Origin of the sequence: Methylosinus sp. H3A, assembly GCF_015709455.1 — a bacterium.
Lineage (GTDB): Bacteria > Pseudomonadota > Alphaproteobacteria > Rhizobiales > Beijerinckiaceae > Methylosinus.
This window is the reverse complement of the sequence record NZ_JADNQW010000011.1, coordinates 1-14,583: the sequence shown is the minus strand read 5'-3', so window position 1 is coordinate 14,583 and position 14,583 is coordinate 1. Positions and strand designations below refer to the sequence as shown.

Below are 14,583 nucleotides of genomic sequence, written 5' to 3'. Positions count from 1 at the left end.
AATGCAATTTGAGACATGAAAGACCGCCGAAGTCAGGGCATCGAGCAATACTCTCCAGTAGAGCCACTGGTTTTGACGGCGTCATGACGGCCGCGCGATCAGACGCCAGATTACGGCCACGGTTTCGTTGCCCCTCTGTCACACAAGCGTGCGATTCCACAACGACGTCAGCGAAGGCGCGAGTTTATTGGTAATTGAATTTGTCGATCGGAGTCGCGTTGTGTTTCGTTGTACCAAGCGCCGGCGCGCCGGTTCATTCTCTTCCGCGGCCCGGCGCTGGTTGGTCGCGGCGGCGCTGACGATGTCGCAGGGCCTGCTGCAATCTTGCTCATCGCCCGAACAATTGACCGGCGTCGGCCCGGTCGACAGCGTCGACTCCATCCGACACGCCGATTTGACCGCGCGCTTTCCGCTTCTCGCCGATCACACTCGCCGAGAGTCGCAAAATCCACCGATGCTCTTTCCGGCCCGACAGGGAGCGCCCAAGGCCGCCGAGGCGATGGCGTTCGCTTCGCCGGCCTCCGGCGCGACCGAACGCGGTGACGGCGTCGAGATCAACTTCGATCAGGCCGATGTCCAGACTGTCGCAAAGGCCCTGCTCGGCGATGCCTTGGGACTGAATTTCGTCGTCGATGCGCGCATCACGACGCCAATAACGCTCTTGGCGACGGCGCCGATCGCGCGCAAGGACGTTCTGCCCGCACTGGAGAGCGCTCTGCGAATGTCCAATGCGGCGCTCGTGCGCGACCATGACGTCATCCGCATCATGCCGATCAACGAGGCCAATGGCACGGGGCCTGTCACATTCGGCATGGATCAGCCGGGATTTGGCGTCACCATCGTCCCGCTGCGCTATACGTCCGCAGCCGCCCTGATGAAGGCGGCCGAAAATTTCGTGAGCCGCCCCAACATGATCCGCGCCGACACGGCCCGCAATTTCATCCTGGTGCAAGGCTCGACGAACGAGCGACACGCGGTGCTGAGCATGATCGCCGGCCTCGACGTCGAGTGGATGCGCAACCAATCCGTCGGCGTCTATCCCCTGAAATCGACGTCGCCGGCGACGCTCGTCCGCGAGCTCGAGCAGATTTTCGAGACGGGAGAAGGCGCACAAGGCGCCGGCGCGGTGAAATTCCAGCCTATCTCGCGCATGAACGCCGTTATGGCGATGACACAAAGTCCGAGGACGCTGGAGCGCGTGACGCTATGGGTGCGGCGTCTCGATCGTTCGGATATGACGGGCACGACAGTGCGCATCTATCGTCTCGAAAATGGCAACGCCACCAAAATCGCCAAAATTCTCAATGAGATTTTCGTTGGCAAAGGCGCCGGGTCGACGACGAGCGATTCCGCGACCAGCCAGATCGCGCCAGGCGCGAGCGCGGCTCAATCCAAGCTCGACTCTGTGTCCTCAGGCAGCGCTTTCGGCAACAGCAACAACGCCAACAGCTCCAACGCGCGCCAAGCCAGCGGCGCAGGCGCAGGCCAGAGCGGCGGCCAGATCGCCGCCTCCTTCGAGAATTTCAACGAGAAGAAGGAGGCCGACGCGGAGACCAAAAGCGACGCCTCCTCGCCCGGCAGCCTGCCCCGCGGCGTCTTTCAAAACGTGCGCATCACGGCCGACAGCAGCAATAATTCGATTATCGTCTACTCCAATCAGGACGACTATCGCGTCATCGAACGCTCGCTGCGAGAACTCGACAGGCCACAAATGCAGGTGGCCATAGAGGCGACCGTCGCCGAAGTCTCGCTGACGGACCAGCTGCAATATGGGGTGCAATATTATCTCGGCAACGCCACCAGAGCCAATGCGTCGCAGGCCAATGCGTCCGCCGCGACATCGACATCGACCACCTCCTCCGATACGACATCCGCCTCTTCGACGGCGAGCGCGGTGTCGAACCTCGTGCTCCAGCGCGTGCTGCCCGGCTTCAATATGGTGCTCGGTCCGGAGGCGCGACCTCACCTCATTTTGAATGCGCTTTCGACGCTCACCAGCGTCAAGGTTCTGTCCGCGCCTTCGCTCGTCGTCGCGGACAATCAACCAGCGCTTCTACAGGTGGGCCAGGAAATCCCGATCTCGACCGGCACGGCGAATATCCTCACGAACGCCAACACCGTCGTCAATTCCTTTCAGATGCGCGACACCGGCGTGATCTTGAAGGTCTGGCCGCATGTCCACGCAAATGGGACGATCCAGCTCGAAGTCGAACAGGAAATTTCCAATGCGACGAGCGCGAGCCTGACGCCGACCATCTCCCAACGGCGCGTGCATTCGACCATTTCCGTGACGAGCGGCCAGACGGTGATGCTCGGAGGCATGATCAGCGAGCAGGATAACAGCACATTGGACGGCCTCCCGATTCTGCGCCGCATCACCTATCTCGGCGATCTGTTCGGCAACACCGACAAATCCAAGAGCCGGCAGGAGATCATCGTCTTCGTCAAGCCTCAGATCATTCGCAACGGCTTCGACGCGCAAGGCGTAGCAGAAGAATTCCGCTCGCGGCTCGAGTCGATGCGCAGCGTGGCGGCCGTCGTGCCCGCCTCCGAGCCGTCGCCCGCTCGTCATATCCGCAAATGAACGGCGCCTTTCGACCGACCGAGGGGCCCCCTGAGCTGGACGCGTCGCCGTCGTATCGATGGCGACCATGGTCTCGCGAACGAAATTCCATCAAATCGGCAAAAATCGCGCGCCTGTCATTGCCGGGTCATCCGCTCGACCTATCCGCATGCGCATATTCGAGACGTCGAGGCTCGCAGCCACGATGGAAGCGGAGCGTGTTCGATGACGATCGAAACCAGCCGCGCGACTTTGATCAATTTGCTGCTCACGGGATATGAAGATCTCAAGCGGCGCCTATCGCGTCGACTGGGCTCGACGGATATGGCCGCGGACGCCCTGCAGGACACATTCCTGCGGCTGTATTCGAGCGTAGAGATCGGTCCGATCAAGCGTCCGAATGCCTATATTCTCCGTATCGCCACGCGGCTCGCCGCGGATCGGCGCAGGGCCGAATTGCTCGGCGGCCCGCCGGAATCCGAATTCTTCCTGGATATTGTCGACGACGCGCCGGATCCGGAGCGCATCGTCGAGGCGCGTTCCGAAATCGAGGCGCTGAAACGCGGCATGATGGAAATGCCGCAGCGGCGACGCGACATATTGCTCGCTGTCTCCATCGACGAAGTCCCTTCCTCCGCTCTCGCAAAGCGTTTCGGTGTGACGAAGCGCACGATTCAAGCGGAATTGAAGCTGGCGCTGATCCATTGCGCGAAGCAGCTCGATCGCGACATCGGCATACGCATGCCGGCGCGACGAAGCCGGATTTCCCCCAGTTTTTCCAGTGACGTAAATGGGAACGCGGAAGAGGCGAGAGGGCCCGACGACGGGGGCGCTTCGAACTTACGCGATTTTCGCCCCGAAGACAGCGATTCTTGCCCCCAAGACACATGCCTCCAAGACACATGCCTCCAAAACACACGCTCCGAAGACACGCGCCCCGAAGACACATGAGCGCGAGTCGAGCGGCGGCCTTTCGCTCGTCGATCGATCGCTCTCGCGCCGCTCCCGATTCTCGCACAGATGGGAGAGAAAACCGGCGCGCGTCTGTTGCACGGCCTTCGTCCGACTTTCGAGCTGATGCGCGATCTCGAGGACATGAGCGGCCTCGAGCGGACATGCGCCTGCGAGGACGCCGCCCGTTCCACTTTCTCATTTTTGTGCTGTCCGAGTCGCTTCGGCCGACGCCGAGCGCCTACCTATGACGCTTCCGCCAAGGCGGCAGCGTGTCGGAGCGCGATTTCCGCACGATCGCGCATGCCCACGGCTTCGAGCGCCGCGCCGAGCGCCGCATAGAATTCGGCCGGTCGATGCTGATCGAGGAGAATGGCGTGGTGAAAATGCAGGATCGATTCTTTCGGCGCGCCCATTCTTTGCAGGGCCATCGCATAGGCGGCGCGCGCGGCGGCGTTCTGCGGCTCCAACTCGATCGCCGTCTCGAATTGCGCGCGCGCCTCCTGCTCCCGGCCCGCGGCGACATAGGTCTCGGCGAGCGCGAGACGCGCGGGGACGAGCTTCGGATCGGCCGTGATCGCCTGCTCCAGCAGCTCTTCGGATCGGCACAGATCGCCCGAGACGCGGCGGAGCGCGCCGAGATTGCAGAGAGCGAAAGCATGCATCGGCGCGCGTTTCAGGACGCGCTCGAAAATGGCCGCGGCGCGGGCCAGATCGCCATCGCCCTGGCGCCGCGTTCCCTCTGCGAAGAGCGCGTCGCAGAGGATAGCCTCGTCCTCGGGCGACAGATCTTCGATCTCGCGCGTCTCTTCCGTCTCCGCCTCGATGGCCGCGGCGCGGGTCGAAGCCTCCGCATGATCGGGCGAAAGCGCCAGCGCGTCCGCGAGATTGTCCTTCGCGCGATCGACGAAACCCAAACGGTGGAAGGCCGAGGCGAGCGCGACATGCCAATCTGGATTGCGCGCCTCGAGCGCGAGCGCCGCCGCGAAAGCCGCCGCCGCCGCGACCGGCCGGTCATCGAGCAGCAGCAGGCCGAGCTGCGCATGCGCCTCCGCATTCCGCGGATTTGCCTCGAGCGCCGCTTTGAAGAAGAGCTGCGCCGCCGACTTCTCCATGAGTCTCGCCGCGATCACGCCGCGCAGATAGGCCGTCACTTCTCGGGCGCTCGGCTCTTCGCTCAATGTCGCGAGAAGCACCTCGGCGCTCTCCAGCCGGCCCTCCGCAATCATCGTGACGGCGCGATCGAGAATGGCGCGGATATAGTCTGGATGCCGCGCGCCGGGAATATTCTGCTGCGTCATATCATTCACCCGAATACGATTCGATTGCATTGAAAAAGCGGATTCGGCACGACCGCGCTCATGCGGCCGCTCCCGCGCCGGCTGCATCGCGCGCGCGGCGCCGATCGCACCATTGCGTCCAGAGACGAGACAATTCGTTCGAGAGATTCTGTCCGAAACGGACCTGATCGTTCAGCGGCGAGGCCGCGACCTTGTCGCGCAGGCCGGCGCGCAAGGCTGCGAGATCCTGCGGCCGTTTCGCCCAATCGACGGCGAGCGCCACATAATCGTCGATCGAATACGTGCAAAATTCCGCGAGGCCCGCGGCGGTAAGATGCGTCGCCGAATGGCGGCCGGCGAAAGTGTCGCCGACGAAAGTGACGGTCGGCACGCCCATCCACATGGCTTCGAGCGTCGTGACGCCGCCGGAATAGGGAAACGGATCGAGCGCCAGATCGACCCTGTTCGCATAGGCGTCGAGCAATATGGGCTGCTCCGCGCCGCCGACGAGCTCGACATGCTCGCGCGACAGGCCGCCCTTCTCGAGGACGTCGTAGAGCGCCTTTTGCGTCGCGCTCTCGTTCAGACCGCCATAGACCATGAGGATGCGCGAGTCCGGAACCTGCTCGATGATACGCGCCCAGGCGCGGCCGACCTCGGAATTGATCTTGGCCGGGCGATTGAAGCAGCCGAAGGTGATCGCGCCCTTCTCGAGCGCGGGAAGCGGCCCCACCTCCGGCGTATTGGTCGGCGGATGATAGCAGACGTAGCAATCCGGCAGGCGGATGACGGGCTCGGCGTAGAATTCGTCGTCCTGCGGCGGAATCTCGACCGGGTCGGCGATGACGCCGTCATAAGTGTCGAGACCGATGGTGCCGACATAGCCGGCCCAGCTCAATTGAATCGGCGCCGCGCGTTGCGCGAAGACGGAGAGGCGATTGCCGGCCGTATGTCCGGCGAGATCGAAGAGAATGTCGATTTTGTGCTCCTCGACCAGCGCGGCGAGAGCCGCATCGTCGAGATCGGAGACGTCGCGCCAGAATTTTCCGGCGGCCTTGAAGCGCTCGCTGAAATCATCGTCCTCGCGCTTCCTGTCGGTCTTGTAGCAGAAAATCTCATAGCCGAGAGCCGCGAGCTGCTCGAAGGCGCGTAGCGTGAGAAAGGCGGCCGCATGGCGGTGCATGTCGGCGGAGACGATGCCGAGCCGCGGCTTGCGGGTCGGATCGGGATCGTTGGAAAAGGCGAGCTTGTCGCGCGGCGCCGTCGGGCGGTAGAGCGCCGCCCATCTCTTATGCGCCTCGAGCAAATCCTGCTTGGTGACGCCCGGATAATGCTGCAGAGCGAACAGCAGCGTGCCGGCGATTTGGGCGCTTTCCGGCTTGAGCTCGCCGGCGCGCCGATAGGCGGCGACCGCCTCGTCGATGCGCCCCTGTCCGAGCAGGCCGAAGCCGCGGCCGACATAGGGCTCGGCTTGCAGAGGATCGAGCTCGATGGCGCGATCGACATATCGGAGACCGGCCTCGAAGAAACGGTGATTGATAAGGAAATTGCCATAGACATATTGCGGCAGCGCGATATCCGGCGCCACTTTCGCCGCCATCTCGAACAGGCGCGCCGCCTGCTGCTCTCGCGCATTCGCGCCGAGGCTTATGCCGAGATCGAGCAGCGCGCGATGGTTCTTGCTGTCCAGCGCGGCGGCCGCTTGCAGATCGTCGACGGCCTTATCGTGTTCGCCCTCCATGGTGAGGGCGAGGCCGCGCATGCGATATGCGTCGGCATAGGCGCCGTCGTACGTCAGTGCGGAACTCAAGGCGATGATCGCCTCCTTGGGGCGACGCTCGGTCAGCAGCGCGAGGCCGAGGCTGAATTGCGCCAGCGGCAGATGGGGAATTCGCGCGAGGCCCCTCTGCAAAAAGGGAATGCCCTGCCGGGTGCGCCCCGTCCGCGCGAGGCAAGTGCCGATCTCGGTCAAGGAGGGCGCATGTTCCGGCGTCACCTCCAATTCGAGCTGAAACGCGCCGATCGCCTCGTCGAAGCGATCATGGCGACATAGAGCGACGCCATGCACATAATGATAGTTCGGCTGATCGGGCGCGCAGCGCGCGGCCTCCTCGAAAAAGCGCAAAGCCTCACGCCAGCGGTCGGCGCGCGCATGTTCGACGCCGCGCGCATATTGCTTGCGCGCGCGCGCGAGCTGCGCGGGCGGCGTCGGCGCCACGACCTCGTTGCGGGCGGCGGGCGTGACGGGACGAACGGCGCCGAGCTCCATGCGCGCCTGCGCGCGATAGGTCGGCGGCTGGAAAAAGCCTGGAGTTTCGGCCATTTCACAAATCTCCCGGGAGATCAACCAATCGACTGACCGACAAAATATAAAGAGGCTCTGCGCTCGCAGCGACTCCTTTTTGGCAAAAAATACGCAAATTATTTTCTTCGCGATCGACCGACTTTTGCCGTCTATAGGGTGTAAGGCGGCGCGATAGCGACAAAGGACGAGAAAATAGGCCGGGCGTACTAAGTATCCACTGCGCCTATATATCATCTACTTGTCGGACAACTGTAACAAGAACGTCATTTTTGAACAGGGATCGGGCGGCCTCCGTCGAGGAGGGCCGACCCTTTCGCGCGGCCCTACGCAATGATCCATTAGGAGAAGCACATGTCTGCTCTTTCTTTCAGCAAAGCTCTGCGTAACGGGAGCTCCGCTCTCGCGCTTTCGACCATCGCCCTGATCGGCGCCCCGGCGGCCCAGGCCGGCGACGGCATCTTCGGCGGCGGCAGCACGCTCGCCTCGCTGGCCGAGCGTCAGCTCAGCGCCAATTTCTATGGCTTCACCCCCAGCACCACCACCGTCGCCCCGAATATCCTGCTGCTCTATGCCGCCATCGGCAGCGGCTCGGGCCAGCGCATCTTCATCTCCAACGATCCGGCGCAGGGCTTCCTCGGCGCCGGTTTGGATCCGGCTACCCCTCCCGATTATCTCTTCCCGAGCCTCGGCTTCTCGACCTATCCCTATCCGCGCATCGACTTCGGCGCGAGCGACTCGCCGCTGCCCGCGAATTTCACGACCGGCTACACCACGACGACCTACAACTGGGACCAGGTCAACCACACGAGGACGGCCGCCGGCTCGGTGAGCTATCCCACGGCGAGCTATGGTCAGCCGATCCAGCTGCCGCTGTTCGAGGCTCCGGTCGCCGTCGCCGTCAATCTGCCGGAGGTCTCCCAGAGCACGGGCACAACGGTGGCCGGCGGCGTCACCTGGACCATCAAGTCGCAGCTCCCCGCCAGTCCTGCTCCGTACGGCGGCCGCATCCAGCTCTCGACCGCGCAGATCTGCGCGGTCTTCTCCGGCCTCGTGACGGATTGGAGCTCCAACGCCACCATCCCGACGCTCTCGAGCACCGGCGTGGCGGGCACGGAAGGCTTCGCGGACGCCAACACATGGCGCGCCGCCAGCACGGCCGGCACGCCCGGTAGCGGCGGCGGCACGGTCTACGCCGGCTCCAGCAAGCCGATCACCATTGTCTATCGTGCGGACGGCAGCGGCACGAGCTTCATCTTCACCAATTATCTGAAGACGGTCTGCCCGCTGCTCGACCCGAGCAACACTTACGGCTATCAGTCGATCTTCGTGACCAGCGTCCTGCCCAACAACAGCTTCACGCAGCTCATCAACAAGGTCACGGCCTATGGCCGCACCCTCAACACCGTCGGCGCCGACGGCAGCGACGCGGTCGCGGCGGCGATCGGCAACAACACGACGAATCACGGCTACATCGGCTATCTGAGCGCCGATTTCGTCCAGCCCAACAACACGGCCACGACGAGTCCTTACGCGGCCAATGTGCAGAACGACTATCTGCGCGCCAATAGCGTCTATCACCCCGGTCAAACGATCAGCGGGGCGACGACGCCATCCGACTTCGCCGCGCCGTCGCCGCTGGGCGCCGAAGCGGCTTGGGCCGCTCTCACCGTGCCTACCACCGCGGACTTCAACGCCTGGAACGTCTATGCTCAGACCTTCCCGGCGAACACCAATCTGCCCGGCTCGCCGCTGTACCCCAACCCCGGTTGGGTCGACATCGGCGGTCGCTCCATACTCCCGCTGGCGTCGGGCGATGGCGCTTATCCGCTCACCGGCACGGCCTATGGCTTTTTCTATAGCTGCTATGGCGCCGGCTCGGGCGGCACTCCCACCGCCGCGAGCCGCGTCTCCAATCTCGTGAGCTATCTGAAGTGGCATTACAAGCTGTCGTCCCCGGCCGGCAACGCCGAGGATGTCATCATCGTCAACGGCTTCGGGCCCTTGCCGACGAGCTGGACATCGGCCATCGCGAGCTTTTATCTCTCCAGCAGCTCGACGTCGATCACCGCCTACGGCGCAAGCCCGGCCAACGGCTGCACGAGTGTGACCGGAACCGGCGCTCACTAAATCTTTCGATCTCGATCGAACCGCCGGGCGCGCCGAAAGGCGCGCCCGGTTGCCGCCTGAAGCCGTCGATTTCTGAATATGACAATGGCGTTTTCATCATCCGGGCAAGCTGGCGCAGTCCCCGGGCGCATCGACCGCCGGAACCCGACACGCCATAGAGAAGCCGCTACGCGCAAAACAATTTCGGTCCATCGCCGATTATCACGCAGGAGAGCGCTCGCGAGGTCGACAAGCTTGCGCGACCGATACTCTGGCTAGACCGCCGAGCCGACAGCAGTCTCGAGGACGGGCGCGTCCGAGACGGCGCCATTCCCGAATTTGATGCGAGCCAAAGCACGACTAGTCAGTCTCATGTCGGGATTTTTATCGAGATACTCTCTGGAGGACGACAATTCGAGGATCATGTCTTTGCCGCCGACGCGCTGAGACGAAAGAGCCGCGGACCAATTTCTGAACCCGACGACATCTGGAATTCTGCCCAAAACTCTTCTGTATCCTTCGTTTATCAACTGCTTGCCCTGCATGGGGAACAGTGGCGCAAGATAATCCTCACGCTCGATATCCAGGAGCAGGAAGCTCCAGAGAATATCCGGGTCACAAGGCTTATTGCGAAGCGACTGGAACGCCTCCGACGACACCTCGGCCACAATCGCTTCTATCTTCGATAGCTCGGGGCGCAGGATGCGCGCCATGTCCGCCTCCTCCGGTAGGCGATTGAAGAGCTCCAGACACAGGCGCTGCGCGAACTTGTCCCCGCTGGGGGCGGAATAGACCGACATAAGCAATTCGTGAACGCGTTCGTCGGGAGGCGTGACCCGATCGGGAAGCGTGGGAAAGTCCACCGACATTTCCGAACGCAAGATCGCATCGATGATCGGAAATGGAGCGCGCAGCCCCGAGCCGAGCGTGATGGCGATCGACAATGCGATTGTCGCGCGATCGCAATTCGGTTCGTCGAGTATCACCTTGATACGATCATAGTCGATCAGCGTCGGCTCCCGTCCGACCACGGCCTCGAACAGCATGGCGGAAGCCCATTCCATGGGCGCATTCTTAGCCTCGGACGCGAATTTCAGCCGCTTCAAACGAGCCCAGAAGTCGCTCGCTTCTTCGGCCGGGCCGATGATCTCGTCGATCCATCCGGCCATATCGCGCGCGCATGTCGACCAGAGCGGCAAGGCGCATCGGCTCGCGCCATCCCGCAAGCGCGCGGCCTCTGCTTGGTCGAGGAGTCTCTCCACTGCGGATCCGATCGCTTCCGGGCTCCGCGAATCCAAACGAATCTGCCCTTCCGGACCGATGAACCGCAAGGAGGGAAGGTCCGCCGAAACGATCACGGGAACCCCCATATTGAGGCATTCCAGCGGAGCCAGACCGAAACCCTCGACGGCCGACAGGCATATGCCGGCCGTTGCGTTGGCGATTGCTGTCCGGACCTCGCTGTCGGTCATCCCCTCGCGCCACTCAAGCCAGCTCGCGCGATCCAGAATGCGCTCCATCGTCGCTTGCTGTTCTGGCGCGAGCGTTCTCCGTCTCCCGATCAACAGGATCCTGAACGCTTTGCCTTCCGATGCGAGACGATCGAGCGCGACCAGGGTTTCAACCGGGGTCTTGCGCGGTTCGACGCTGCCGAGAATGACGAAGGTCGGCTCCGCGGGAGCCGGACGCGACTGCCGCCGGCCGAATGCATCCGCGCCGAGCGGAAACAATCGAATGTCGTCGTCCGGTTTCCTTCTGCGAGCGCGACGCAGTTCCGCCACGGTCGCATGGGAGATGCCGGCGATATTCTCGGCGCGCCGAATGATGTGGAGATAGCTGAGCAATGCGCCGGCGTCGGCCCAGTCGAGGGCCGGAAAATACTCGGGGCGCAAGAATGGAAGGAGATCGTAGCCGAGAAGGAAGAACTTCGACTGATCGCTTTCGATGAAATCGACAAAGGTCGGGACGCGATGATCGAAAAAAATCTCCGCGACCAGCACGGCTCGACAGGCATCCAACGCGTCCCTCGTGGGCAACAGCACGCCTTGCGTGGCGACATAAATTTCGAGGCGCTCCACCGCCTCCGCGCTGACATGCGCCCGTCCGCCTTTCTCCACCGCTCGTTTGGCCTGCGCAGACGGCTTGTCGAAAAACAGCGCCATCTCTTCGAGGGTGTAATGAGGAAGGACGCGGACCCTGCCGTCCGGATGGAAGATCACCGGGGTCAACCCCTGGTCAGGCCAATTTCGGAACAATTCGTAGACCGTTCGCTGGACGCCGGTTCGCATCGGGTCCGCGAAAAAGCCGGTCAGGTCGAAGAGCACGGCGCCTTCGAGAAGATAGTTGGTGATCCGAGCGTCCACGATTTTTTCCTATCCCGTCTAGACGTCCAAAACGGAGGCGACATAGTCGCGCCAAGTGCGGCCCTCCTGGGCCCTCACGCGGGCCTCATGGTCCCGGATCGAGATGTCCACCTTGTCCATGAGCTCGACGATCGTGAGCGCGATCGATAGCGGGCTCAGGCGATCCGAGACGCTTCTGACGTAATGTGGCGCCTGATGAGCGTCCACGAGCGCGTCATTGGCGATCGTCCAGACACCCGTGGCGATGCATTCAGTGAGCGCGCCCGACGGTTGACCGAATCCTGCGCGTCGAAGCTGTATTCCCAAGTCGGCCGCCAGAAGAAAATCGGTATAGACGTCTTGCTTTACGGCTCCATGGAAGGACACCAAATCCGTCATCCCCAGCGGGCCGATGAACAATTCCTTCATGCGCGCTTCCAGATTCGGATCGCACGCGCCCACGAAATGCAGCTTCGCCCTGCAACCATAAGCTCGAAGCTGATCCAGAAGCAGCAGAGTTTCATAACATCCCTTGCTCGCGTCCACCAAACCGAAGGAGCAGATATCGAGCACGTTAGAATTGAATCCGACATTGTCCCTGGCCGCGGCCATGCGACGGGGCGTGAAAAGAGATTCCGCGAAGCTGACGTGCAGGGAATAGGCTGGAGAATAGCCTCCTTGCCGTAAAACTGCCGAACGACCTGCTGCTGCGCCGGCGTAAATACGAATAGGCGACTGCTCGCTTCGACGACCTCGTCCAGCATCGGCGTCGGCAGCTTTCGGCGATCGTTCACCCATGCGCTCACCTCTTCCTGGCCGACTTGTCGACCCAGCGCTGCTCCGGCCATCTTGGCGGTCCGCTCGATTCCACGCACGTTCAAGTAATATTCGAACAGCCGAGAATCGTGCAGAATGACCTCGCCCCCACGCTCGAGAAGCATGTCGTGGACAAACGTATGGTACAATGAGTTTCCGATCACATAGAAGATGCGATCGTAATCCGAGAAGATAATGTCGTCGGGACGGATGACTCTCGGATGCGTCACGCCCATGGCTCGCCGGGGAGCCTTCAGCGTGGCGACGGTGACATCCGCCCGCTCCAGGAACGCCGGCATACCTTCGGCATGAAGCTGTCCGACGCCCGTGGCCTCCGGCGGATACGGCGTCACGAAAAGAATATTCGGGCGGTCGCCACGTCGTCGAGCGGAGACCCCCGTGCCGGGGCCGACGTCGGTCGACGAAGGAGCGCTGCGACGGAAAGACAATATCTGCGGCCAGACGCGATCTCCGATCGCCTCCGACCGGAACCGGTCTGCCCCGCCCTTCTGAAGCGCTGTGGCTTTTGCGCGCCAAGCGGAATCATTCAAGCTGGACGTCATGAGCTCGACGAGTTCGTCCGCGGATTTCGGGTCGAACAGAGGAAATTCGACGAGTTCCCGGTGAGCCTCGCAGGAGGAAGCGATCACAATTCCGCCGGAAGCGATCGCTTCGACGATCGGCATAGAAAAACCTTCGATGAATGAGGAGACGATAGTCGCGACCGCGCGACGATACCCATCGGCCAGGGTGTCGTCGCTGACATGCGGAAGGAAATGCACTCGGGACCAGTCCACAGCCTCTGTCGGACCGACCGAGGAGCGCACACGCGCCTGCGCCGCCCAATCATAGCCCCCTACGATGATCAGATGCACACCGTCGAAAGTCGACGCGCCTCGCCCGAACGCCTTGATCGCCGTTTCCACGTTTTTGCGCGGATTGTCGCCGGCCGTCACAAGAAAGAAGCGGTCAGGGAATTCGTATTGCGAAACCTCACGCCTCTCCGATGCAAAAAAATCGTCTTTGACGACGATGCCCGTCACGATCGACGCGATCGAGCTGGAAACGAGAGCCTTTTGTCGATTTTCGGAGGTTTGCGAATTCGGAAGGAGAAGGTCGTATGAGCGCAGCTCGAGCGTATTCCGCAGCAATGAGCGAGCGAGCGAGTCCGAGCGGATGAGCCCCGGGAAATCGTGGGCGATGAAATCATGGACGATGCCGACGCGAATCACGTCCGAGCCCGGCGTGGCTCTCCATCTCTCGCCATTATTCAGCGGCGCGCCGTTGAATAAAATGGCGTTGTCGACGGGAACGAACCGGTCCGTCAATTCATCGAAGATCGCGACATCCGACAGCGACAATATCGGCTCGGCCGGATCGACGAGCGCGACCAATTTGGTCGCGCTGCGCAAATCCGAGGGGATCGCCTTCAACAAGCCCCGAAAATGTCGGCCGATTCCTCGATTTCTATAATCGGCCTGCTGCAGACAACGCGCATCCACATAGACTGTTCGTTTAACATGCATTTTCAAGCGGCCCTTTCGCTGAGGCTCGAACGCGAGGAGCATTGACGAATAGCGATGTAACGGCGTCGATAGCAGTCGCCGCCGCATGAGACTCTGTGTAGAGGGCCGTCCGATGTCCTGCCGTCACGATCAGACACTGTCATCAGATGTCGCTTACGAGGCTGATGTCCCTCTTCACCGCAAATCCACCGGTCGAGGTATAGCAACGGAATTGGCAGCCGAAGTGTATTGAAGGAAGTTCGATTTCTATCGTGACCTCGGTCATGCCAGCGGTTACCTCTCGTGTGCGCAACGTCGTGCCCTCAGGACCGAAGCAGACGTCGCATATCGCGATGACGCCTTCGACTCCTTCCTGCGGCTCTATTGTGAAACCGATGCGATGACGGCCGGCGGGAAGCGGCATATTGGGCCCGAAAAAGGCCATGCCGGTGGCGCCTCTAGGCATGACGACCCAGTCGCCGTCCTTCCGGCTTTCCACCAAACGCTCCGATGGAACAGTCAGCCTCCGAATTCGCTCGGGCCACGCGATCTCGAAAATTGCGCCGAGATGTTTTGGATTTCCTCACATTGAGGGTTGCGGTCATTGCGGCGCGCCTCGAACCACCAGATAAACGAATCCTCCGGGTGTGACGGCGCAACGAGCAGTCTTTCGATAGAAGACCATTCCTCATCCACCTCGCTCGGAATAAACGGC

At 62.1% G+C, this 14,583-nt stretch carries 10 protein-coding genes; 3 read left to right on the top strand and 7 right to left on the bottom strand.

All coding sequences use genetic code 11. The annotated features are described in order from the left end of the window. The first annotated feature begins 220 nt into the window (after positions 1 to 220). On the top strand, positions 221 to 2,584 hold the full coding sequence (gene gspD / locus IY145_RS25160; protein ID WP_312030677.1) for a type II secretion system secretin GspD: 2,364 nt from the start codon (positions 221 to 223) through the stop codon (positions 2,582 to 2,584). Between the two features lie 204 nt (positions 2,585 to 2,788). After that, positions 2,789 to 3,514, top strand: coding sequence for an RNA polymerase sigma factor (locus IY145_RS25155; protein WP_196410981.1), 726 nt, complete (start codon positions 2,789 to 2,791; stop codon positions 3,512 to 3,514). A gap of 245 nt (positions 3,515 to 3,759) precedes the next feature. Here the strand turns inward: IY145_RS25155 and IY145_RS25150 are convergent, their stop codons facing one another. Further along, positions 3,760 to 4,815 (bottom strand): tetratricopeptide repeat protein, encoded by a 1,056-nt coding sequence (locus IY145_RS25150; protein ID WP_196410980.1) that lies wholly within the window; start codon positions 4,813 to 4,815, stop codon positions 3,760 to 3,762. A 58-nt stretch (positions 4,816 to 4,873) separates the two neighbouring features. Further along, positions 4,874 to 7,117 (bottom strand): tetratricopeptide repeat protein, encoded by a 2,244-nt coding sequence (locus IY145_RS25145; RefSeq protein WP_246722460.1) that lies wholly within the window; start codon positions 7,115 to 7,117, stop codon positions 4,874 to 4,876. Between the two features lie 333 nt (positions 7,118 to 7,450). On the opposite strand from IY145_RS25145, the gene IY145_RS25140 reads away from it, so the two are divergent. Further along, positions 7,451 to 9,226, top strand: a complete 1,776-nt coding sequence (locus IY145_RS25140) for a substrate-binding domain-containing protein (protein ID WP_196410979.1) — start codon at positions 7,451 to 7,453, stop codon at positions 9,224 to 9,226. Positions 9,227 to 9,480: 254 nt separating this feature from the next. Here IY145_RS25140 and IY145_RS25135 read toward each other — a convergent pair whose 3' ends face one another. The 5 genes from IY145_RS25135 to IY145_RS25395 all read right to left on the bottom strand — a co-directional run. Then, positions 9,481 to 11,367 (bottom strand): glycosyltransferase, encoded by a 1,887-nt coding sequence (locus IY145_RS25135; protein WP_409455338.1) that lies wholly within the window; start codon positions 11,365 to 11,367, stop codon positions 9,481 to 9,483. 219 nt (positions 11,368 to 11,586) lie between these two features. Next, on the bottom strand, positions 11,587 to 11,976 hold the full coding sequence (locus tag IY145_RS25130) for a hypothetical protein (protein WP_196410977.1): 390 nt from the start codon (positions 11,974 to 11,976) through the stop codon (positions 11,587 to 11,589). Further along, a complete protein-coding gene (locus IY145_RS25125; RefSeq protein WP_210332910.1) occupies positions 11,973 to 13,757 on the bottom strand; it encodes a glycosyltransferase in 1,785 nt (594 codons plus the stop codon). Before IY145_RS25125 ends, IY145_RS25130 begins: the two co-directional genes overlap by 4 nt. Positions 13,758 to 14,031: 274 nt before the next feature. Continuing rightward, positions 14,032 to 14,367: a hypothetical protein gene (locus tag IY145_RS25120; protein WP_196410975.1), complete on the bottom strand. Its 336-nt coding sequence runs from the start codon at positions 14,365 to 14,367 to the stop codon at positions 14,032 to 14,034. Positions 14,368 to 14,387: 20 nt separating this feature from the next. Further along, the coding region (locus IY145_RS25395) for a hypothetical protein (protein ID WP_210332909.1) at positions 14,388 to 14,583 on the bottom strand (196 nt) is incomplete at its 5' end.